Below are 22,036 nucleotides of genomic sequence, written 5' to 3'. Positions count from 1 at the left end.
CCGGTGGCGGGCTGAGACCCCGAGTCCGGCCCGCCACCGGCCCAACCGAAGGAGGAGCCATGGTCAACACGACCACCCACACCGGCCAAGCCACCGAGCAGGTCCGCGCCTGGGATCTCCGACCCACAGACACGCTGGTCGACCCGGACACCGGCGTCGCGTTCCCCATCACCACGGTGACCGTGGACGAGCCCGGCCGCGCAGGACGCGAGGTCCACGTCGCAGCCTTGGTTCTCGGCGCCCGCCACCTGCCGCTCAACCAGTTCGTCACCATCGCGAAGCGAGACAACGCCACGACCGGTGCTGCCCCTGACGTCGAGGCCAACGCCGCCAAGGACCGGCACACCCTCAGCGAGACGGCCTGCGACCTGATCGTCATCGAGCACCGGCTGCGCGACGTCCGCCGCTGGACCCCCGAGACCGCCCGCGCCCACCTGGACGCGGCCCTGTCCAGCGTCGCCACGGCGCTGGACGCCCTGCACGCCGAGTACGCCACCCGCACCACCGAACAGGAGCACTGATGACCGAGCAGACCCAGCCGGAGCCGACCGGCACCGTGATCACCGAGCGCGACCAGCGCCGCATCCTCGCCGCCATGACGACGATGCCGTACGCCGCCAGCAGCCGCGTCCCGACGCCGTGGAGCGCCACGCGCGAGGCGGTCACCGCCGACGCCATCGTGGCGTTCCTCGACGGCCTCGCCGAAGTCCTGGCCGACGTGGGCGCTGAGAACGACCAGCACCGCCGCCGTCTGTTCTCCCTCGAGGCCGACGTGCAGGCCTTCCGCCGCCTCATCGGCACCGCCCCCGCCGAGGTGACCCCGTGAGCGCGCACATCGAGTGGCTGGCAGCCCGCGAGACCAGCGTCCAGGTGTTCACCCCCGGCGAGGACTGGGTGGGTGCCGGTGAGCACCGCCAGCCCGTCCTGACCCTCGCCGGTGACGACGTGGTCGCGATCCAAGGCACGCCCGCCGAGTTGCGGGCGCTCGCCGCCCGCATCACCGCCGTAGCCACCGCCGCCTCCGGGCGGCTCGACCTCGCCGCTCGGGAGGACCAGCCAGCATGAGCGACGACGCCGCCCTGCGCGCCCTGGAAGCGCGCGCAACTCCCGGGCCGTGGACCCCACACGGCGACAAGATCCGCGCCACCGCCGCCGACGCCCTGATCCCGGACAACATCCTCGTCGCCTACGCAGGTGCTCACTGGCAGCGGCTCGGGGTCAAGAAGTACCCACGCGGCGGTGACGTTCCCGAACACGCGCCCGACGCGGAGTTCATGGCCGCCGCACGTACCGCGCTGCCCGACCGCCTCGACCGGCTCGACCGCATCCGCGACCTTCACGCCCGATGGGGCGAGCAGGCACCCGAGGACGCGGACGGCTACCTCGACCTGTGGGAGACGCTCGGACGGCTCCTCGACGGTCACCACGACTGACCGCCCCCGACACCAGAGACCGCCCGCTGCGCTGATCGCTGCGGGCGGTCTCACTGCGTCCGGGGCCGGGGCTCACCACAAGGTCAGTTGCTCGCCCAGCAGCTCCTGGAGCCGCGCGAGGTCGTCGGCCACGAGCTGCGGGTCCTCACGCGCCAGGTCGCGCAGTTCCCGCGCACGTCGACGCGGGCCGCGCGGGTCGGCCAGCGTGCTGTACGGAAGCCGCCGCTGCACCGACCACTCACGTCGGTTCTGCGCCGCGCTCGACACCACGACGTGCTCCGGCGCGATCCGCTGGCACAGCGGGTTGTGACAGCGGTGCCCGAGCAGCCGCGCCTCCGCGAGCGCGTCCACGCCGTGCATGACCGCGTACGCGAACCGGTGAGCGATGATCACCCGCCCCGGCGCGTACCAGAACCGGCCATGGCCACCGCCGTCCGTGCGCTCCCGCTCGGACCGGCCCGCCACCGCGCCGGTCCACCACAGGCACTCACTGCCCGGCACCGTGGCGACCTTCGCCCCGTAGCGGGTGAGCACTGCCGGGTCCGCGATGGCCGCCGCGACCGCCGCGAGGCCGGCGTCATCCAGCCGCCGTACCGGCACCCGCTCCCCCACTTCCAGCCGACGCCAGCGCCGCGCCGTCGTCCCCCGAGTCGTCCCCCGAGTCCTCGCGCGCGTCGCTGTCCGCGTTGGCGAGACGCCGCAGCCGCGTCGCCTCCCGAACGGTGACCGTCTCACCGCACCACTCCACGGCCTCGCCCAGGGACAGCCCCTCGACCTCGGTCAACTCCCGCAGCGCCTCACCGGCACGCTTCTCGGTCTCGGCCACCGCCGCATCCCGCTGACCGATCGCAACCATGACCTGCTCGGCCAGGTCGATCACCCGCCGCTCGCGCTCCTCACGCTCCTTGCGCCGCTTCTCGGCCATCTCCCGCGCCGTACGCCGCGCCTGCTGCTTGATCGTCTGCTGACTCATTCGGTCCTCACTCCGTGTCGACATGGACTCTGACAGCCACCTACGACAAATCCCGGTGCCCGTGCGATCACCATCGGCGAAAAATCTTCCGAACCCGACGACCTCGACCCACGATCCAGCCCAGCCAGACCCGACGAGCCCAGCCAGTCCGAACCCGACGACCGCGCCGTCACCGACACCCCTCAGCGTCCCCCCGATTTCTCGCGACCAACGAAGTGCCACACACCTCTTGCATTCTCGGTTTGCCGAATAGAACGAACACATCAGAAATCCGGCCGGAAGTGATCGCACCGCGCGCCCGCGCGCACGTAGGGGACCGTGACGATGAGCCTCCACAAGCTGACGGCGGGGTCGGGGTACGACTACCTGACCCGTCAGGTCGCAGCGCTGGATGCCACCGACAAGGGCCACACCGGGCTGGCCGAGCTACTACACCGAAAGGGCGAGACCCCCGGGGTGTGGGTCGGCTCGGGCATTGAGGGCCTGGAGGGCATCGACGCCGGCGACATCGTCACCGCCGACCACATGCAGAGCCTGTTCGGCTCCGGTCACCACCCGCTGGCCACGCAGCGGACCAAGGATCTGGACCTGCGCATCGGCCGCGAGGGAGTCGACCGGCCGACCGAGGCGGACTACAAGACCGCCCGCCAGCTCGGGACGCCGTACAAGGTCTACGAGAACGACATCAGCCCGTTCCGGATCGAGGTCGCCAAGCGCATCGCGGCCATCAACGAGGCCGCCGGCCTGCCGGGTGACTGGCCGGTCCCCGCAGCCGACCGGGCCAAGGTCCGCACCGAGGTGGGCACCGAGTTCTTCCGTGCCGAGCACGGCCGCGAGCCCACCGACGCACGAGAGCTGGCCGCCGCGATCGCCAAGCACTCCCGCCCGAAGACCAACGCCGTGGCCGGCTACGACCTGACCTTCTCCCCGGTGAAGAGCGTCTCGGTGCTGTGGGCGATCTCCGACCCGAAGACCGCTGCGGTCATCGAGCGGGCCCACCAGGCGGCCATCAAGGACGCCCTGGGCTTCATCGAGTCAAAGGCACTGTTCACCCGCCGCGGCACCAACGGCGTCCGCCAGGTCGACGTCCGCGGCCTGATCGCCACGGCGTTCACCCACCGCGACTCCCGTGCCGGCGACCCTGACCTGCACACCCACGTCGCAGTGGCGAACAAGGTCCAGACCCTCGACGGCAAGTGGCTGGCCATCGACGGCCGGCCGCTCCACAAGGCGGTCGTCTCGGCGTCGGAGACCTACAACACCGCGCTCGAGCGGCACTTGGTCGACGCCCTCGGCGTGCGGTTCGAGGAGCGGCCGAACGAGGACGCCCGCAAGCGACCGGTGCGCGAGATCGTCGGCGTCGACCCCGAGCTGAACCGGCGCTTCTCCAAGCGCCGCGCCAACGTCGAGGACCGCCGCACGGTCCTCGCGGCCGCGTTCCAGGCCACCCACGGGCGGCCGCCCACGCCGGTGGAGACCATCCAGCTGTCCCAGCAGGCGACGCTGGAGACCCGCGAGGCCAAGCACGATCCGCGCTCGCTGGCCGAGCAGCGCGACACCTGGAGCCGTGAGGCCATCGAGGTGCTGGGCACCCCGCAGCGGGTCAAGCAGATGGTCCACGGCGCACTGAACCCGAAGGGCGCAGCGCGGTCGCTGGCCGACTCGGCCTGGTTCGCCAAGACCAGCGACCGGATCGTGTCGACGATGGAGGGAGCCCGGAGCACCTGGCAGTACTGGCACGTCTACGCCGAGGCCCAGCGGCAGGTCCGGGGCGCCAACGTGCCCACCAACCAGGTCTCCCAGGTCGTCGACCTGCTCGTCGGCGAGGTCCTCGACGGCCGCTCGGTGAGCATGGCCCGCCCCTGGGACACCATCAGCGAACCGGTCGACCTGCGGCGCGCGGACGGGGCCTCGGTCTACACCCAGAGCGGCGCCGAGCTGTTCACCTCCGGCAAGGTGCTGGCCGCCGAGCAGCGCTTGGTCGAGGGCGCCGGCCGCCACGACGGTTACGCCGTCGAGGCACCCTCGGTCGACCTGGCACTGCTGGAGTCGACCGCCAACGGCATCACCCTCAACGCCGGACAGGCCACCCTGGTCAAGGAGATGGCCACCTCCGGCGCCCGCCTGCAACTGGCGATCGCGCCCGCCGGATCCGGCAAGACCACCGCGATGCGAGCCCTGGCCAGCGCCTGGGCTGATGGCGGCGGCACCATCATCGGCCTGGCTCCCTCAGCGGCGGCCGCGGACGCCCTGCGCTCCCAGATCGACACCCAGACCGACACCCTGGCCAAGCTGACCCACTCGCTGCAAGAGGCCCGCGAGTCCGGCGCCGCGATGCCCGCGTGGGTCGCCGGCATCGACTCCTCCACCCTCGTGGTCATCGACGAGGCCGGGATGGCCGACACCCTCTCGCTGGACGCGGCGGTCTCCTACATCCTCGAGCGCGGCGGCAGCGTCCGACTGATCGGCGACGACCAGCAGCTGTCCGCGATCGGCGCCGGCGGCGTGCTGCGCGACATCCGCGCCACCCACGGAGCCCTGCAGCTGACCGAGCTCGTCCGGTTCAAGGACCCCGCCGAGGGCGCCGCCTCGCTCGCGCTGCGCGAGGGCAAGACCGAGGCCCTGGGGTTCTACCTCGACCGCGGCCGCGTCCACGTCGGTGACCTGGCCACCATGACCGAGGACGTCTTCGCGGCCTGGCAGGCCGACCGCGCCGACGGGCTGGACTCGATCATGCTCGCTCCCACCCGCGACCTGGTCAGCGAGCTGAACCAGCAGGCCCGCGCGCACCGGCTCGAGGGAATCGACCCGGCCGACGTCGCCGCCAGCGGCCCGGTCCGCCGGCTCGCCGACGGCAACGAGGCCTCGATCGGCGAGCTGATCATCACCCGTGAGAACGACCGTCGCCTTCGGACCTCGGCCACCGACTGGGTCAAGAACGGCGACCGGTGGAACGTGCTGGAGATCCACGGCGGCGGCGAGCTCACGGTCCAGCACACCCAGCACGGCCGCACCGTGCGGCTGCCCGCTGACTACGTCGCCCGATCTACCGAGCTCGGCTACGCGTGCACCGTGCACACCGCCCAGGGCGTCACCGCCGACACGATGCACGGCCTGGCCACCGGCAGCGAGTCGCGCCAGCAGCTCTACACGATGATGACTCGCGGCGCGCACGCGAACCACGTGTACCTCGAGGTGGTCGGGGACGGCGACCCGCACTCGGTGATCCACCCGACCCTGGTCCGGCCGCTCACGCCGACCGACATCCTCGAGTCGATGCTGGCGCGCGACGACACGCAGCGGTCCGCGACCAGCCTGATCCGCGAGCAGGCCGACCCGGCCACCCGGCTCGGCGAGGCATCCCAGCGCTATCTCGACAGCCTCTACGTCGCCGCCGAGGACCTCCTGCGCCACGAGCACGTCGGCCAGCGCGCCAACGGTGCCCCGGTCAGCGTGGTCGACGCCATGGACAACGCGGTCGAGACGCTCGTTCCCGGGCTGGCCGACGAGGCTGCCTGGCCGACCCTGCGGGCCCACTTGCTGCTGCTCGGTGCGGCCGGCGAGAACCCCGTCGACGCACTTCGGGCGGCCGCCGGCGACCGGGAGCTTGAGAGCGCGCACGATCGCGCCGCGGTCCTTGACTGGCGCCTGGACGCCTCGGGCCTGCGTAACGCCGGCGCCGGGCCGCTGCCGTGGATGCCGGCTGTTCCGGCCCGCCTGGCCGAGGACCCGCACTGGGGTGCCTACCTCTCCCAGCGCGCGCACCTGGTCGCACAGCTTGCCGAGCAGGTCCACACGCGAGCGACCGACGAGGGCGCCCTGCCGGTGTGGGCCCAGAACGGTCTGCGGCCCGAGGCCGCCACGGTGGCCGACGTCGAGGTCTGGCGGGCCGCCATGCAGGTCCCGGTCGACGACCGGCGACCGACCGGTGCACCGCAGTTGCAGAGGGCCTCCGCGACCTGGCAGCGACGGCTCAACCGCGCCGTCACCGGCGACCACACGCCGGCCCTCAAGGAATGGCGCCAGCTGCTCTACTCTCTCGCCCCGCAGGTCCGCGACGACGAGTTCACCCCGCTGCTCGCCGAGCGCCTGGCCGCGATGTCTCGCGCCGGCGTCACCGCCCACCAGATGCTGCGCACCGCCACCGCATCCGACCACCCGGCCGGGCCGCTGCCCGACGAGCACGCTGCGGCGGCCGTGTGGTGGCGCATGGCTCGTCAGCTCACTCCGGCCGTGGCCTCCCAGATCGGCGATGGTTCCCACGGTGAGGGCGTCACCACCGAGTGGACGCCGCGGCTGGCGGACCTGTTCGGTCACGAGCGCGCCGCGAGCATCCAGGCCAGCACCTGGTGGCCCGCGCTGGTGGCGAACGTGGACCACGGCGTGCAGCGCGGTTGGCAGGTCGAGGACCTGCTGGGTGCCGGGCGGGCGATGCCGAGCGACGGCTGGGAGGGCGTCGACGAGTGCCAGGCGCTGGTCTGGCGGACCTCGATCGCGCTGGAGACCGCCCCGGATGAGCACGCGCACGCCTACGACTTCGACGAGCCGCCGGCGGACTTGTGGGACGGCGTCGAGCCGGACCCGGCCACGCTCGTCGACCACGCCACCGACCCCGACTGGACCGGCTGGCCGCTCGCCGAAGACCCCGGCCCGTACGACGAGCACCTGGTCGACGTCGACGAGCACACGGCCGACGGTCACGCCGTCGCCGCCACCGCTGAAGACATGGTCGACGTCGACCAGGACCAGTACGTCGAACCCGACCTCACCCTGGCCGCCTACATCCGCGACCTCGGCGGCACCCGCCTGGAGCCCACTGACGCCGACCTCCGGCTCATGTACCAGCGGGCCGACGAGTGGCACGCCTCCCCCGTCTCGCGTGAACGCATGCTCGAGATCAACGACATGGCACAGGCGTTCTTCGAGGCACGGTTCGCCGACTCGTGGGGCCGCGACTACCTCACCGGACGGTTCGGAGTCGACCTCGCCGGCGACGAGCGGTTCCGCCCCGGGCAGGCGCCGGCCGGGTGGACCAACCTGGTCGACCACCTGCGCGGTCGCGGCGTCAGCGACACCGAGATGGTGGCCACCGGGGTCGCCACCGAGGCCAGCACCGGTCGCCTCATCGACCGGTTCCGCGACCGGGTGATGTTCCCGGTGATCCACCAGGGCGAGGTGCTCGGCTTCGTCGGCCGACGCCGGCCCGACCTCACCGACGCAGACAAGGGCGGCCCGAAGTACCTCAACACCGCCGACACCCCGCTGTTCCACAAGGGCGCTCAGCTGTTCGGTGTCGTCGACGAGCTGCTCGCCGAGGGCGCTGTCCCCGTGATCGTCGAGGGCCCGATGGACGCCGTGGCGGTCACGCTGGCCAGCGCCGGCCTCTACCTCGGTGTGGCGCCGCTCGGCACGTCGCTGACGGACGAGCAGGCCGCCCAGCTGGCAGCGGTGGGCCGCGACCCGATCGTGGCCACCGACGCCGACCTCGCCGGCCAGGTCGCGGCCGAGCGCGACTTCTGGATGCTTACCCCGCACGGCCTGGACCCCGGCTACGCTCGGTTCCCCGACGGCCTGGACCCTGCCGACCTGCTCGCCCAGCGAGGGCCTGCAGCGCTCACGGCGGCGGTGTCCAGCGGCCAGCCGGCCTTCCGCTCGCTTGGCGACCATGCTCACCGAGCGGCTCGACAACCTCGCCCCCGAGCAGGCGCGAGTCGCGGCCATGAGGATTCTCTCGGCCCGTCCCAGCCGCGCCTGGGAGCCGGGCGTCAACCAGATCCGGGCCCGCCTGCAGCTCTCCCAGCTGCAGGCGCGACGCGACCTGCGCGACGCCGTCAAGACCTGGGACGCCGACCCGCGCAAGGCGGCGCTGGCCGAGCTCCACAAGAGCAGCGAGGTTCGCGCCCGCCTCGTTGCCGCGGCCGAGAAGACCCCCGCCGAGCGGTGGGCTCCCCTGGCCCGCGAGCTCGACCCGCGTCTGCTCGAGCAGGGCGACTGGCCGGCCACCGCGGCAATGCTGCAGGAGGGCCACGACCAGGGTCACGACGTCGACGCCGCCACACGCGGCCTGGTCGCTGAGAAGCCGCTGGGCGACAGCCCCGCCCGCGATCTGCGCTACCGGATCGTGTCTCGCCTCGAGATCCCGATCGACACCGGCGAGGGCAGCCCGGCACCGCCACGGTCGCAAGGTGCGGCCCGCGACCGGCAGGACGTGAATGGTCCGCGGCCGCCTCGCCGCGGCACCCCGCGCCGCTGAAGTTCGAGCCACGACCGCGGTCGATCGCTAGCCTTGGGCGGCCCCGTCCCCAGCCGATCAAGGTGCCATGCCCGACACGAACCAGCCCCGGCGAGCGACACGTGCCCAGGTACGGAAGTTCCTCGCGGCCGCCGGCTACGAGGGCACTCCCCCGGACGACCTGGTCACCGAGTACGTCGACCTGGTCGGTGCTGCGGGCAGACCTGGACTGCCGCGTCATCGACTGGCGGTGCACCTCACCGCCCAGTCCCCGGGGTGGGCCGCGCCCGCGCTGGCGGCCTTCGAGGCTGGCTGGCACGAGCAGCAGCAGGCCAGAGCGCAGGCTTCCTCTGCCGCTCGTGATGCGGCCGCGCGTGACGCTGACCGAGCCGCGGCCTATGTCGCCGGCGTTTGGGAGCGCACCGGCACCGGACCGACCTGGACCGAGCTGGGCGACGAGCTGGGCTGGCCGCCGGCGTTGCGGGCCAGGATCGTCCGCCTGCTGGCGAAGGAGGGAGTGCTGACCTACGGCACGGCGCCGCGGTCGCTGGCCCTGGCAGAACGAAGCGGCGAGAGCTAGTCGGTCTGCTGGTCGACCAGGTGTCGCCGCATCGCTGCGAGCCGGGCCTGGGGGGCCGGGTGCGTCGCGAACCAGCGGCGCTCGAACTGCGCCCAGGCTCGGCCGAGACCACCGCTGGTCGGGGGCTTGGTGACGTTCTCCTCGTAGAAGCTCATCAGCTCGGCGGCTGCCTCGAGGTCGCGGGTCAGGTCTACGGCGAACAGGTCGGCGGCGATCTCTTCGCGCCGGTCGAAGGCGACCTGGAGACCGAGGAAAGCCAATGCGGCGCTCGTCGTCGCCAGCATCGCCGGCCCCGCCATCTGGGGCGCGGCCAGGAGAGCCGTGGCGGTGAGCCCTCCGCCGGCCAGCATCAGAGCCAGGTAGCCGACCAGCCAGCCGTAGCGCGCCGCGGCCGAGGAGTGCTCACGTCGGACGACGTGGCCGAGCTCTTTTCTGCACCAAAGCGAACCGGCTGGCTCATCGCGGCCTATCACGCCACTCAGGTGTGCCGGGCGGCCCCGAACGTGCTAACCCGCACTGGATGGTTGGATCTCGCATCGAGATCCTATCTCGGGCTGGGCGTCTCTTGTCCGACCGATCGCAGCGTGCGTCCTGCTGCAAATTCCGCACGCGGGGGTCCATCCGCACTACGCCTAATAACTCCCATCTCGCATGTCGACGCAGCAGTTCCCAGACACTATTGAATCGAGGCGGCAAGATCCTTAATCGTCTTGATCTCTGGCCAGCCGTCGTCGCCGGGGGCGTACACGTTCGCCAACCCGGCGTCGGTCTCGATGAACAGACCCTGAGGTGCCGGTTCAAGGATGGGCTGGCCAGGATCGCCTTCTATGAACTGAACATCGGACGTGTATCCGAAGATCGCGACGTTATGGCCAACGGGAAGTCCTGCGCGGAAGGGTTCGACCCCGACGTTCTTTGCGCGGCGTACCACGAAGTACGTCAACTCGGCCGGCTCGCCTTTGGGTTCCTTCCAAACCTCTAGAGGTCGGACTCCTACAACAACTCCGCCTTGGCCGTCGAACTCGTTTCTGATCATCGCGAGCTCTACGGAGACCACCTCACCCATGATCGCGACGTCAGCGTCAGAAAGCATGTCCTTCGGTGTTTCGAACGGCTCGTACCGAGCCGAGGACGTGTCGCGTAGATGCGCGACCAGAGCAGCAGAAGGATCTGCGCGTTCCGAGTCCGCTACCGGCGAGTTCGCCTGTGAAGTGGCTTGAGTCTTCTCGTTCGAGCATGCCCCTACCCCGAAGAGCACGGCAATACTCAGCGTCGCGGCGAACCATCGCTTTGCCATGTCAACCGTCCCTTCTCGTTAGATCAGAACCACGGGTTGATGTGGTCATCGATGTGGTGAGCGCTATAGCGACGCCACTTGAGCGCGTTTGTGATTGGAGGTTGACACGTTCTCCATGCAGTCGTCCTGGGTCGAACCGTGCGACAGGCCTGCGGTGTGCCCGAACTCATGGCACGTTGTTATGGTCTGATCGATCTCGTCGTCCACCCCTTGATTGACCGTTGCCAAGTCGACGCGGACGTAATTCTGGTCGCACTGATTTGTCGGAGGGTCGCTTTCGTAGTCGTCGCAGTCGGTCCACGCGAGTGCCCCAGATGCGATATTCCCCTGAGTCCACACCACATCCGTCTCGCCCGCGCCCGTCAACTGGCAGGTCGAACTGTAATTGACGTTAACCTGCGTGGGATCAAGTGCGTTCCATGCTGCGGCGTCGATGTTCTCCTCGAGGTCAGCAGACACGGAACTCCCCAGACAATACGAGTGCGGATCCTCATCGGGGTGCGCACCAGTGTTGCCGTCTTGGGAACCCCACTCGTCAGCCATGGCTGGAGCAACGACGAGAAATCCTAGGCAGACAACGGCTGCCGAGCCGAGACAGAGACTACGCATTCTCTATGACCGCACTGGCGGACCCTCCCTCGCAACGACGCTTCGACCGACGCCATCGGATTCGCTCTTGGCCGATCGATAGCGACTATACACCAGTGTGACGCGTGTCACTCTCGGCTGGTTCCGGGGTTGACACTGGATCCCATCGCGCGGAGTTCGAGACTCTCCCGCAGCTTCATGCGCCGCCTCAGCCGATCGACGACTGGGCCTCGGAGCGATCGCCACGCGGCAACGAGCGCGACCGCGATGGACTTCGCGTCGTCGGCTAGAACGGCGGTCATGGGGCGACACCCACCCCGGGTCTCCGCGGCCTGTTCGTGGCCTGACGGCGAGAGAGCTTCGCCTTACGCATCCGGCGACGGGTCGAGTCGGCTCCGGACGGTGGGCAGGCCGAGGTTGGTGGCGGTGCGCTGCATCTGGGTGAGTTTCTGTTCGGCGGCGGCGCGGCTGGTTCGCAGGCCGTCGACCTCGCCGAGCCAGCCCCGATTGCTGGCCTCGGCGATCCGGCCGTCGAGGCTGTCGATGATCTGCTGAAGCCGTTGGTGCTGTGCGGGGTCGGGACGGAGCATGGGGCAGCGGATGCAGGCGTGTTCGTGTTGGCAGCCGGTGCCGTAGGCACGCCCGCAGGTGCCGAGTTCGAGTTTGCGTTGGGCGAAGTGGCCGAGGAACTCGTCCCATTCGCTGTCGGTGGGTTCGCGGTACTCCTGAGACGGCCGCAGTGCTCGCCGGCGGGCGATGTAGGCACGGTGGTTCTCGATCACGTCCTGGTCGTAGACCGCCGCATAGGTCTGGGTCGTCGCGATCGAGTCGTGGCCCAGGATCTTGGCGGTGATGTGCACGGGCAGGCCGGACGCTACGGCCTCGGTGGCGAAGATCCTTCGGAAGTCGTGGGGGCTGAACTTGGCCGGTGTGCCGCCGTTGTTGGTGATCTTCGCGGTGGTGACCAGCTCGTCGAGCAGCTTGATGACGTAGGAGGAGCTCATCGCGGTCCTGCCTATCCCATAGGGCCGTTGAAACAAGTACGGAAGCTCGGGGCTGTGCACGCGTTCGGCGCTGTCGTAGCGGCTGACCAGCGGCAGCTGCTCGTTGTCGCCGCGGACGTGGGAGATGATCTCGGCGAACGCCACTGCGAGCTCGGGGCCGATGACCAAGAGCCGCTCCTTGTCGGTCTTGGACGGGGTGATCTGCAGCATCGGGATCACCTCACCAGTCGAGGGCAGCCGGTAGGACACGAAGGAACGGTGGGTGATCTCGAGGACTTCCTCGATGCGTGCCCCGGTGTGACGCAGCACCTCGACCAGCGCCCACGCCCAGAACGCCCGGTCGGCCTCAAGGCTTAGGTTCCGGCGATTGTCCTGCGGCCGGTCGCTGGTGCCGCCGGACTCCGGATTGTCGACGTAAACGTGGCCACGACTGACCTTCCGGCCGCGGCTCCCGTCGTCGCTCAGGGTCGCTCGTCGTAGCGTGTGACCATCCTGGGTGAACGACTGGCCGGGCGGGGTCGCTGCGGCGGCATCGAGCAGCTCCTTGGCTGCCGCTCGGGTGTCGCTGGCTGCGTCGACGAGCCGTGGAAGTAGGGGCGCGAGTTCCCGGATGCGCTGGTGGGTGCGCGACCGCGACTGCTTGAGCATCTTGGTCATGCCGGCCAGGTCGCGGGAGTTGACCGGGAGGGTGCGGCCCAGGTGGCCCATCGGGCGGAGTCCTCCAGCGCCCAGTGGGAGAGGTCGGCGTAGAAAGCACGGACGGCCATGAGGATCGTGTAGGGGTCCTCGCGCTTCTTCCCGACGCGGTTGCTGCCGTACAGCACCGGGCCGCTGAGCCTGGTCTTCCAGCGACGCGCGACCTCGTCGGTCAGGTGCAGGGACTCGATGCCGGGCTCGTGGATCTCCAGGTCGCGCCAGAACAAGAGGACGAGCTTGGCCGCGAGGTAGCGGATGGAGTTGTAGTCCATCGCGGCACGGCGTTCGTAGAGGTAGGCGACGAACAGGTCTCTGACCGGACGGCACACGACGTCGTAGCGGTCGACCATCTCCTCGATCGTCAACTGCCCTCGCCGTGACGCGGCGAAGATGGTCGGCGGGCTGTCGGCCGGCAGGATCGCGGCCTCCCGGAGCAGCGTGTACCAGCGGGGGTGAGACCGGCCACGGTAGCCGTCTTGCGCACGGTGGGCCTCGATGCAGTCCGGCAGGGTGATGTCGCCCAACGTGCCGCCGTTGTGGACCAGCATCCTGGTGAGCTGGTTCAACGCCTGGCGCCGGTCGCTCGGCAGCATCCGCGCATCCGCGTCGCAAAGACGCTCCATGTCGGCGAACCCCGCGGGATCACGCAGCGTCCGGAGCCGTTCGTAGAGTCTGGGTGTGGCCTGGGTCGCGTAGAGCCAGGAGTAGTCGGGACGGATCACGTCCAGCAGCAGGAGCCTGCCCGCAGCAGCGACAAGGTGCCCGTGTCTGTCGGGCTCGGCGGCCAAGGCGGTCCAGTCCCTTCCGGCTGCGTCCGCACCGGAGGCGTGCCACCGTTGCTGCCACGACTCCCCGGGGAACCTCAGCAGCCAACCGAGGAGGGTTTCCGCGAACAACACCTGGCTGCGGATCTGCTTCGACAACGTGGTGCCGTTCGCGGATTCCAGGTCGCGGACCGCGGCGAGCAACTCCTCATAGCTCATCTGGGAGGCGGCCCACACTGTCGGCCGGGCGATCGCCGGCGTCGGAAGCGTCGGGGTCGGCGCCTTGGGGCGTAGGCCACCGTTGTTGGCGGGCACGTTGCGCGACGGGCGCGCGGCCTTCTGAAGGTGGGCGACCGGGTCGATGTGGTCGCTCATGGCCGTGTCCCGCCGAACAGCACCGCCAGCACCTCGGCGGAGTATCCCGCCGTGTCCACAGGCGGTGGTGGTGTGGACGGCCGTTCAACCCGGTCGCGGTGATGGGCCAGCACGCGGGCGACGACCTCTTCCTCCCGCGGACGCAGATAGAGCTGGGTCGTGGTGATGTGGGCGTGGCCCAGCACCCACTGCACATCGGTCAACGACATGGCGGGGTCGTCGACCATCCGCTGAGCGGCGGTGTGCCTCAGGTCGTGCAGCGTCCAGGCCGTGCCCAGCGACTCGTTCGCCCGTTGCAGCATTCGCCGGGCTGCCGAGTAGGTCAGCGGGCGCACCGGACGTCGCCGGGTCAGCCACAACGCCTGCTCGCCGGCCGGACGCTCGGTCTGCTGCTCGTAGAGCCGAAGCCACACGAACGCATCCGCGGAGGCGGGTAGCCACTGCAACCGGCCCGAGCCCTTCCGACGTACGCCGATGCGCTGGTCGCCGGGATTCACGAGGTCCACGGTGACGCCGAGGAGTTCAGAGGCGCGGGCACCGGTCGAGACGTAGAACGCCAGCAGGGCACGGTCCCGGTCCGAGCGCAACGTAGCGAACAGCTCGTCGAAGAGCCCGTCGGGCAGGTGGCGAGGAATCCGCTCAGGCATCTTCTGCCGCAGTGGCGCCCGCGGTCCTGGCGCGAAGGGCTGCATCGGATTGTGATGCGCTTGGGACCTCCGTCCGGCTCGATGGACGGCGTCGGGGACCGGGTTGACCAGTGGCCCGTCGCCGGCGCGGGTCCGGTCGGCGTAGAACATCTTGACCACCGCGAGGGCGTGGTTGATCGTCGCCGGCGCGTACCCGCCCGGCCGGCCTGCTGGGCCCACCAGCCGCATCCACAACACGAAGTCGCGTGCCTCGATCCGGCCCGCGCGCTGCCAAGGCACCTCGATGACAGCCAGGAACCGCCACCAACGCAGCAGCGCCAGGCCATAGGACCGCAGCGAACTGAAGCTCGCGCCGCAGGCCACCATCGTGGCGAAGAACTCGCTGACCTCTTCGACCGGCTCGCCAGTCGCATCCAGCAGCACCGTGCCCGGCGCCGCGTCGATGCTGGCCACGGCGCCGATGGTCGGGACGACCAAAGCCGTCACGTCACGCTCCATCCCAGATGTCCTTCCGCTCGTCGTCGCGACGAACGGCAGCACGCAAAGCCTCGGGAACGGCGGACATCCCCATCGACCGGCGAGTCGTGCCGCACTGGTCGCCCGGGGACGGCTCAGGACACTCCAGTTGGTGCGGTCAATAGGTCGTGCGCGGCCAGGCTTTGAAGCGCCGTAGGGCTCAGGCCGGTGAGTGCGGCCTGCGCGAACACCACGGTGGCAGGGTGCCCGGACCGGAAGCGGGTCACGGCCAGGCCACCATCGCCCGCGGGTCGTGCGTCGTCTCCGGTGGGCGTCCCGAGGTAGGCGACGACGTCGGTCGCCGGGGGCGCGACGTTCGCGAGCGCGGCGGCGGCCGCCATCGCCGCGGCGGCCTTGTCCTGCAGGCCCTCGTCGGCCAGGGCAGCGTGGCTGCGCTTGCGCCAGCTGGCGGACCAGGACGAGAGCGCCTTCGCCAGCGCTGCGACCACCAGGACGGCGCCGCCGAGGTAGGCGATCGCCACGATGAGGAGGAGCGCTGGGGTCATCAGATCGGGCCGTTCTATGCCCGGCCGTCGGCCGCGGCGAGCGCGCTCAGAATCGCTCCCTGACAATCGGACGGGTCGGGAGTGCCCGCGAGGCGGGGTTCCGCGTCTCTCAGAAGCGCTGTGAGGCCGGTTCGAGGCCGTCGCGGCCGCTTCATCGCGATGAAGTGGGCGTGAGCTCTACGTCCGTCGTCGACGACGTGGAAGGGATCGCGCGGTCCTCCGCCGCTCGGCCGCGTGCGGCTGTCGCCGGCTCCTCGAGGTCCTCGCCCGCTGCCTCGGTCTGTTGCCGTTGCTCCTCGGTGCTCGGCACGCCGTAGCGGCGTTCGGCCATCGCCTCGACCTGCGCGACGGCACTCCACACATGCTCGCCGGAGGCGTGGGAGTAGCAGGCGTTCACGTGCTCGCGCGCGTGGCCGAGCTCCTTCTTGCTCGAGCGCGGGTGCTCGCCGAGCGCCTTGAGTGCGCGCTGGGCGCGCTGGATCGCCTCGGAGCGTTCCTTCACGTGCATCGTTGCCTGTGTCATTCCCTCGGTCCCTTCTCGGTGCGGGTGCGCGGCCCGGCGCCGCCCAGCTCGTCGTCGTCGGCGTGGATCTCGCCGGTGTCGAGGTCGACCAGGCCCAGCCGCGGCGGGCCTGCCGGTGCGGGCGGCTGTTCGTGGGCCCGGCGGTTGACGGGCAGGGCGTCGATGTCGTGGGCGAAGGTGTTCTCGCGTCGCTGGCGGCTGGCGTCGGCCAGGTGCTCGTTGTGGCGCGGCTTGGCTGGCCAGCTCTTGTGCTCGTCATCGCAGTGCGCGCGCAGCCTGTTGCGCATGCGGTCGGTGAACGCCGTCAGGCAGTAGCGGTGCCACTCCTCGAGCGCGTCACTGGTCAGCGCCAGGCCGGCACGTCGGCGCTGGTCGGCCAGGACGGCGATCTCGTGGACCAGGTGCGGGTGCAGGGGCCAGCAGCTCGGGATGAGGCCGGAGACGTCCCAGGTGTACTCGCGGTTGAGCCAGATCACGACGTCCTCGAGCCACTCCCACAGGTCGTGACGCAGCTCGGGGTCCAGGCAGGTTGCCGGTTCCCAGGGCCGCGGCAGCAGCGCGTGGTTGCCCAGCGCCTTCTTCTGTTCCTCGGTGCCGTTGATGGCGATGTGGAGCTCGCGGTAGGCGAGCCGGACGTGGTCGCCGGCGACGGGGAACGGGAAGACCATCAGTGTGGGCGCCGCCCGGCGGGTCTGCTGCTCGGTGGTCACAGGTCACTCCTTGTGTGGTCGTTCTCGTCGTCGACGAAGCCGAGGCGGCGGGCCTCGACGAGCGCGGCGGTGGCGCGGGCCTCGGGGGTGATGACCATGCGCCGGTCGTTGGTCAGGCGCTCGCGCAGCGCCCGCTGGTCGGCCAGGAGCCGTTCGCCGGCCTTGCCTTCGACGCAGCGGTGCAGCTTGGCGATGATCGGCTTGCCGTTCTCGGCGATCACCAGGGCTTGGCGCTCGGGCAGCTGGCGGACTTCCTCGGGCCGCATGATCGCGATGTCGTCGCCCTCGTAGCCGCCGCCGCTGCCGCGGTGGGTGCGTCGACCGATCCGGACCTGGCCGAGAAGGTCGGAGATCTCCTGGTTGAAGGCGACGTCCTTGGAGCCGCCGAACATCACCAGGGTGTTGGTGAGGCCGAGCAGCGCGCGGGCCTCGTGCTCGCCGAAGATGCTGGTCAGCTGGGGACGGGTCTGGGCGGCCCAGATGAACGAGAGCCCCAGTGCCCGCTCGTTGGCCATCCGGGTGCGCAGCGTGGGAAGCGGTGCGGTGGAGGGCAGCTCGTCGAGCACCGAGACCAGGGGCGGGCACAGCCGGCCTCCCCACGGGGAGCTGTTGGCCAGCAGCAGCCCGGTGTCCAAGACGTGCTCTGCCACGGCGGTCATCAGCGGGCTAGCCGAGGCGTAGGGGTCCTCGCGGCCGAGAAGGTAGATGGTGCCGCGGCGGCGGATCACGTCGGCCAGGTCCGTGGCGGGATGGCCTGGGCTGGGGATGCACCTGCGCCGGATGTCGGCCTGGAAGAACAGCGACACCGCCTGCTGCACCGTGGTGACGGTGTTGCCGGCGGTGCGGTCGTCGCCGTTCAGTGCCCCGTGCAGGAGGCCGTGCCAGAAAGGCTCGGCGTGCGGGTGTCGGCACGGGCTTCACCACCTCCAGTCGCCTATGTGTCGTGAGGCGGTGGGAGCGATCACGGTTGGGCTCATTCGTCATGGCCGAACTTCCTGGGGGCGGCCGCGGCAAGCGCGCGCACGGTGCGCGAGCCGTGGCGACGGACGGTTGCCTCGGACACCCCGACGCGAGGCGCGACCCGGCTGGACACCTCGTTGCTGAGCAGGCCGCCGCAGCCGCGGGTCAGGTTGCGGGTCTCGACCCGGTCGGCCTCGTCGACAAGGCACAGCAGCAGGTAGCGGTCGGCCGCGCTGATCACCCGGTTCTCACACGCCCACGCCAGCAGCTCCAGCAGCTCCTCGGTCGCCGACTGCTCCTCCTGCTCCGGGCCGGCGTCGGCGAGGATCTCGGGACGGTGGAACAGCGCGCCGGCGACCCGCTCGGTCGGCATCGCTGTGGCGCTCCACGCTCCCGCGTCGCCGTCCGCCAGGTCGCCGGACGAGAAGGACTCCACGAGGGTGGTGTTCGCCCAGGTGCGGTCGGCCCGGGAGACGCAGAAGAAGTCACCGACCTCGCGGAGGACACCGACACGGGTGTTGATCAGGATGTTCGCGGCGACCTTGCGCAGCCGGCGCCACTTGAACGTCCGGACCTCGATCCACAGCTGGGAGGCCACGAGCTCGTCGATCCGCTCGACGGCCGACCAGGAGCCGGCCGCGACGGGCTGGCTGTCGCGGAAGACCTCGTGGGGAGGCAGCGTGCTCAGCCAGCCTGCGAGCCGACACGCGCCGGGCAGCAGGCACTTGGCGAGCGCGGCCGCGGCGGCGATGTCGTCGCCGCCATCGGGGGCCGCCAACATGGCCAGCGCCAGGAGGACCTCGTCAGAGGCTGCGCTGTCCACCGAGGGCAGCCAAGCCCGCAGATCGTCGAACTCCTCGACAACCCCCAGCCGTGGATCCGCGGCCACCCAGGCGGGCCACTTCTGGCGGGCCTGGTCGAGCAGTTCGCTGTTGTCGTCGAGGCCGAGCTGGTCGCCCACACTCATCGCACTCGCTCCTTTCGTCCGTGTCTGTGCACGGCAGAAAGGTCGCGAGCGGGCGTCCCCGCATCCGTCCCCCCAAACCCCCGATTCGGAGGGGGACGCAGGATCAGCGGTGCGGGCGATCCTGCGTTTGCACAGGTCAGAGCGGGGGGACGCCCCTGTCCCTCCGAAAGTTGAAGAGACTTCCGTCAGCCCCTTGCGAACGAGTGCCTTGTCGAGATGCAGCGAATACGAGGCGATCGAACTTTCGCCTCAAGAACACTGAATCGGTAGACATTGAGGCGCCGCCGGCCGCGCTGGGAGGGTCCAGCGCGGCCGCCAACCGGTGAGCGGTTCGGGTTCAGGCGACGACTCCGGCACTGTCCGGGGTGGAGTTTTCAACAGCGATGTCTGTGGCCTCGAGGGCGACGCCGGAAAATGCGTCGAATGCCTGGTTGAGCAACCTCCCCACGCTCGACTGGACGCTGTTGCAGCCCTTGTCGATCTTGTCCGCGTGCTTGCGGATCGACCCGGACGCGGTCCGGATCGCAGCTGATCGCTATCTCCAGCTGGCCGCGATCCCTGAACCACCCGGAATCTGTCGGTGGTGGCAACTAATCTCGAAGCACGGTCTCGGGAAGGACCTGCGAGGGAGAAGCGTGGAAACACTCAGCAGTCAGTTCGGCGACGCCGCCCGCAACGTGACCCTGCACGGCGAGAAGGCTAAGCGTGCACAGGATGCGCAGCGGGAGGTTCGCGCAGTGCTCGAAGCCGACCCCACGCTCAAGGAGTGGGGGATCGATCCGATCCTCATTGGTTCCTACGCGCGGCAGACCGCGCGGTACCCGGGCAAGGACGTCGACATCTTCCTCAGACTCCAGAACCGCACCAACCGCTTTGACCCGGAGATCATCTACAAAAGGGTTTGTGACGTTTTGGTGGACGAGTACGGCCCCACCGAGCGTGGAGGGCGTGTGACCCAGCAGGCTCGAAGCCTCAAAATCGACTTCGCCGCCCCGAGCCTTCCTGACGACCAACAGTTCAGCGTCGACGCGGTCCCTGCGGTCAAGTGGGGCGACACCGGGCACTGGGGCATCCCAAACCGGAACCGCGACCTGTGGCGAAAGGAAGAGAGCCGCTGGATCCAGACCAACCCCGTCCAGTTCGCCGCTGACACCAACGCACTCGCCGTCAGCGACCAGACCCCGACCGTCGACGGAGCGAACGCCTACCGACCCGTCGTTCGGCTCATGCGCCAGATCCGTCACGTGCACCTCGGTGATGCCCGCCCCGGTGGCCTCGCCGTCGAAGTCGGATGCTTCCATGCGTGGAAGACCGGAAGCATCTTCGGTGGCTCGTACGCCGAACTCCTCGTCAGCACCTTCGACGCTGTCGCCACAGAGTTCCGCAAGGCTGCAGACAAGGGCCTCGCCGACCCGGTCTTCGGCACGAAGATGCAGCCCGAACTTTCGCCCAGCCAGTGGAACGAGACGGCATGGAGACTGGAGGACTTCGCTGCCAAGGGCCGCGAAGCGCTCGCCGCAGACAGGTGTCGTGCCGCGAAGATCTGGCGCGACATCCTCGGCACGAACGACCGAGGACAGGTCCTCCCGCTACCCGAGGGCTGTGACGCAGCCGGGTTCCCGATCGGAGCCGTCACCGCCGTGGGTGCAGTGGGCAGCAACGATCCCCGCGGTTTCGCCTGAGAATCTACGAGCCAAGAACGTGGAGACCTACGACGACGCGGCGTTTGAGCGGTTCTGCGGTGGGCTGGTTCGATGTTAGCTTCTCGCCCCAGCCTGGCAGCGGGCAAGCAATCTGGACAGGCCCGCTCCGCGAGAGCCTCCGTCCGTTGACTGAGGCGACGACTATGCATGTCACCTTCTACCAAGGGTGGCCGCTCCGATACGCCCACGTCAGGGTCGATGGTCTCCGAACCGACCATGCAGCTAACGGCACCGTCTGCCTCTGGGCGGAGGACGACCCAGCGCAGATCGCAGGCATTGACATCGAAGTGCTTTGGTCCCGCCTCGATGAATGGGCAGCCAGAGCCCAAAATGGCTTCCGGGTAGAGGACCGTGCTCTGGACGCCTATCTCCCCTTTGACCGGCACTCCGGGTGGCGGGCCGAGCTCCCATTCAATGACCTCGTCAAGAAGGGCAGCAACGGCTTCAAGACGCCGCTGGTCGCGATCAAGCGCGGCAACACTCTGTTGATGGGTTCACCGGAGGATGCCGAGGTCGCCGATCTGCTGCGGGGCGTCTTCTACTTGCGTAACGACATCGGACAAGCGCCACGCAACTTGACGGACGTCGAGCAAGCACTGACCAAGAAACAAGGCGCCGACCTCGCTCAGGGACTCGCGGATCGAACCGACGTCGGTGCGGCCGACGCAAGCGGCGGATACGACTTCATCGTGGTGGGCTGGCCCAGGCACGACAGGGAACACGACGCCGTCGCCCTGCTCCTCTCAGGAGCAGGGGAAACCCTGAGAGCCGAAGCAATGGCAGCCTCAGCGAACGACCATCTCGCGCGCCAACGCCGCGCAGGTCCCGACCGCGAACTACTCGCCGACAAGACCGTCCTCATCGCGGGAGCAGGATCGGTCGGAGGACATGTCGCGGTCACCTTGGCCAGCAGTGGAGTGGCTAACCTCAGACTCCACGACGAAGACGCTCTCACGACCGCAAACCTTGTACGTCACGTCGCCGACAAGTACGCAGTGGGCTACGACAAGGCCATCGGAGTCCTCGTCGCTGCAAAGGAGCGCGCCCCATGGGTAACCGTCACCCCGGCTAAGTACCTCCCAAGCAATCCGTCGGCTCTCGCGAAGACCATCGAGGGTGTCGATCTCGTCATCGACTGCACCGGGATCTTTCACGTCAGCGCCGCGCTCGCGGAGGTCTGCCGCCGGACGGGCACCCCGCTCATCACCGGAGCGCTGTACCACCAAGGCGCACTCGCGCGAGTTCAGCGGCAGGCGGAGGGCGATACCCGTATTGCGGGACGCCCCGCTAACCCTGCTTACCGCGCACTCCCACCCGAGGACCTCGCAGCGTCCGCCCAGGGGTTCCTCGAATTGGGCTGCACAGCACCGGTCAACAACGCCCCGCCCACCAGCGTCCTCGCCGTTGCTGCCGACATCGCCCACGCCGCCATCGACTACCTCACCGGACGGCGCGAGAGGTCCGACGAACGGATCATCGTGCTCCGGGCGATGGACCCGCCGTTCGACCGCCCCGGGACACTCGACAGCCCCGCCTCTCCCAGCGGAGGAGCGGCATGACAG

Annotated in this window: 21 protein-coding genes; 8 read left to right on the top strand and 13 right to left on the bottom strand. The window is 69.7% G+C overall.

Annotation, left to right across the window (positions count from 1 at the left end; all coding sequences use genetic code 11):
• Positions 1–59: 59 nt before the first annotated feature.
• From E2C04_RS00490 to E2C04_RS00475, 4 genes are read left to right on the top strand one after another with little or no spacing between them, the layout of a single operon-like run.
• Positions 60–521, top strand: coding sequence for a hypothetical protein (locus tag E2C04_RS00490; protein WP_135831098.1), 462 nt, complete (start codon positions 60–62; stop codon positions 519–521).
• The gene (locus E2C04_RS00485; RefSeq protein ID WP_135831097.1) at positions 521–826 is read left to right on the top strand and encodes a hypothetical protein; all 306 of its coding nucleotides are present in this window, start codon (positions 521–523) and stop codon (positions 824–826) included. The genes E2C04_RS00490 and E2C04_RS00485 overlap by 1 nt, the downstream gene beginning before the upstream one ends.
• The gene (locus E2C04_RS00480; RefSeq protein ID WP_010832688.1) at positions 823–1,065 is read left to right on the top strand and encodes a hypothetical protein; all 243 of its coding nucleotides are present in this window, start codon (positions 823–825) and stop codon (positions 1,063–1,065) included. The genes E2C04_RS00485 and E2C04_RS00480 overlap by 4 nt, the downstream gene beginning before the upstream one ends.
• Positions 1,062–1,433: a hypothetical protein gene (locus E2C04_RS00475; RefSeq protein ID WP_135831096.1), complete on the top strand. Its 372-nt coding sequence runs from the start codon at positions 1,062–1,064 to the stop codon at positions 1,431–1,433. Before E2C04_RS00480 ends, E2C04_RS00475 begins: the two co-directional genes overlap by 4 nt.
• Before the next feature lie 72 nt (positions 1,434–1,505).
• Here the strand turns inward: E2C04_RS00475 and E2C04_RS00470 are convergent, their stop codons facing one another.
• Positions 1,506–2,033 carry a hypothetical protein gene (locus tag E2C04_RS00470; protein WP_135833587.1) on the bottom strand — a complete coding sequence of 176 codons (528 nt, stop codon included), beginning with the start codon at positions 2,031–2,033 and terminating at the stop codon, positions 1,506–1,508.
• On the bottom strand, positions 2,011–2,406 hold the full coding sequence (locus E2C04_RS00465; RefSeq protein ID WP_135831095.1) for a hypothetical protein: 396 nt from the start codon (positions 2,404–2,406) through the stop codon (positions 2,011–2,013). Before E2C04_RS00465 ends, E2C04_RS00470 begins: the two co-directional genes overlap by 23 nt.
• A 324-nt stretch (positions 2,407–2,730) precedes the next feature.
• Here E2C04_RS00465 and mobF point away from each other — a divergent pair, with 324 nt between their 5' ends.
• Both mobF and E2C04_RS00455 read left to right on the top strand, forming a co-directional pair.
• Positions 2,731–8,481, top strand: a complete 5,751-nt coding sequence (mobF, locus tag E2C04_RS00460; protein ID WP_238694375.1) for a MobF family relaxase — start codon at positions 2,731–2,733, stop codon at positions 8,479–8,481.
• A gap of 245 nt (positions 8,482–8,726) precedes the next feature.
• Positions 8,727–9,218, top strand: coding sequence for a hypothetical protein (locus E2C04_RS00455; protein WP_135831094.1), 492 nt, complete (start codon positions 8,727–8,729; stop codon positions 9,216–9,218).
• Here the strand turns inward: E2C04_RS00455 and E2C04_RS00450 are convergent.
• From E2C04_RS00450 to E2C04_RS00400, 11 genes are all read right to left on the bottom strand, one after another.
• Positions 9,215–9,691, bottom strand: coding sequence for a M48 family metalloprotease (locus E2C04_RS00450; protein ID WP_158630536.1), 477 nt, complete (start codon positions 9,689–9,691; stop codon positions 9,215–9,217). The genes E2C04_RS00455 and E2C04_RS00450 overlap by 4 nt on opposite strands.
• Before the next feature lie 203 nt (positions 9,692–9,894).
• Positions 9,895–10,515, bottom strand: coding sequence for a hypothetical protein (locus tag E2C04_RS00445; protein WP_135831092.1), 621 nt, complete (start codon positions 10,513–10,515; stop codon positions 9,895–9,897).
• A gap of 63 nt (positions 10,516–10,578) precedes the next feature.
• Complete coding sequence (locus E2C04_RS00440; protein ID WP_158630535.1) at positions 10,579–10,974, bottom strand: matrixin family metalloprotease; 396 nt, start codon at positions 10,972–10,974, stop codon at positions 10,579–10,581.
• A gap of 494 nt (positions 10,975–11,468) precedes the next feature.
• Positions 11,469–12,815: a tyrosine-type recombinase/integrase gene (locus E2C04_RS18315; RefSeq protein WP_135831090.1), complete on the bottom strand. Its 1,347-nt coding sequence runs from the start codon at positions 12,813–12,815 to the stop codon at positions 11,469–11,471.
• Positions 12,761–13,942 carry a hypothetical protein gene (locus E2C04_RS18310; RefSeq protein WP_135831089.1) on the bottom strand — a complete coding sequence of 394 codons (1,182 nt, stop codon included), beginning with the start codon at positions 13,940–13,942 and terminating at the stop codon, positions 12,761–12,763. Before E2C04_RS18310 ends, E2C04_RS18315 begins: the two co-directional genes overlap by 55 nt.
• On the bottom strand, positions 13,939–15,087 hold the full coding sequence (locus tag E2C04_RS00425) for a tyrosine-type recombinase/integrase (RefSeq protein WP_135831088.1): 1,149 nt from the start codon (positions 15,085–15,087) through the stop codon (positions 13,939–13,941). The genes E2C04_RS18310 and E2C04_RS00425 overlap by 4 nt, the downstream gene beginning before the upstream one ends.
• A 113-nt stretch (positions 15,088–15,200) precedes the next feature.
• Entirely contained in the window at positions 15,201–15,611 is a 411-nt protein-coding gene (locus tag E2C04_RS00420) for a hypothetical protein (protein ID WP_135831087.1), read from the bottom strand.
• A gap of 151 nt (positions 15,612–15,762) precedes the next feature.
• Positions 15,763–16,113, bottom strand: a complete 351-nt coding sequence (locus tag E2C04_RS00415; RefSeq protein ID WP_135831086.1) for a hypothetical protein — start codon at positions 16,111–16,113, stop codon at positions 15,763–15,765.
• A 17-nt stretch (positions 16,114–16,130) separates the two neighbouring features.
• Positions 16,131–16,844, bottom strand: a complete 714-nt coding sequence (locus tag E2C04_RS00410) for a hypothetical protein (RefSeq protein ID WP_135831085.1) — start codon at positions 16,842–16,844, stop codon at positions 16,131–16,133.
• Positions 16,841–17,662 carry a type IV secretory system conjugative DNA transfer family protein gene (locus E2C04_RS00405; protein ID WP_229721384.1) on the bottom strand — a complete coding sequence of 274 codons (822 nt, stop codon included), beginning with the start codon at positions 17,660–17,662 and terminating at the stop codon, positions 16,841–16,843. Before E2C04_RS00405 ends, E2C04_RS00410 begins: the two co-directional genes overlap by 4 nt.
• Positions 17,663–17,817: 155 nt before the next feature.
• Entirely contained in the window at positions 17,818–18,771 is a 954-nt protein-coding gene (locus tag E2C04_RS00400) for a hypothetical protein (RefSeq protein ID WP_135831084.1), read from the bottom strand.
• A 431-nt stretch (positions 18,772–19,202) separates the two neighbouring features.
• Between E2C04_RS00400 and E2C04_RS00395 the strand changes: the two genes are divergently transcribed.
• Both E2C04_RS00395 and E2C04_RS00390 read left to right on the top strand, forming a co-directional pair.
• On the top strand, positions 19,203–20,453 hold the full coding sequence (locus tag E2C04_RS00395) for a nucleotidyltransferase domain-containing protein (RefSeq protein WP_202977834.1): 1,251 nt from the start codon (positions 19,203–19,205) through the stop codon (positions 20,451–20,453).
• A 146-nt stretch (positions 20,454–20,599) separates the two neighbouring features.
• The gene (locus E2C04_RS00390; protein ID WP_202977833.1) at positions 20,600–22,033 is read left to right on the top strand and encodes a HesA/MoeB/ThiF family protein; all 1,434 of its coding nucleotides are present in this window, start codon (positions 20,600–20,602) and stop codon (positions 22,031–22,033) included.
• Positions 22,034–22,036 lie beyond the last annotated feature (3 nt).

This window comes from Nocardioides daphniae, assembly GCF_004777465.1.
Classification (GTDB): Bacteria; Actinomycetota; Actinomycetes; order Propionibacteriales; family Nocardioidaceae; genus Nocardioides; species Nocardioides daphniae.
Note: the sequence above shows the minus strand (reverse complement) of the source record. Positions and strands in the feature narration are given on the sequence as shown.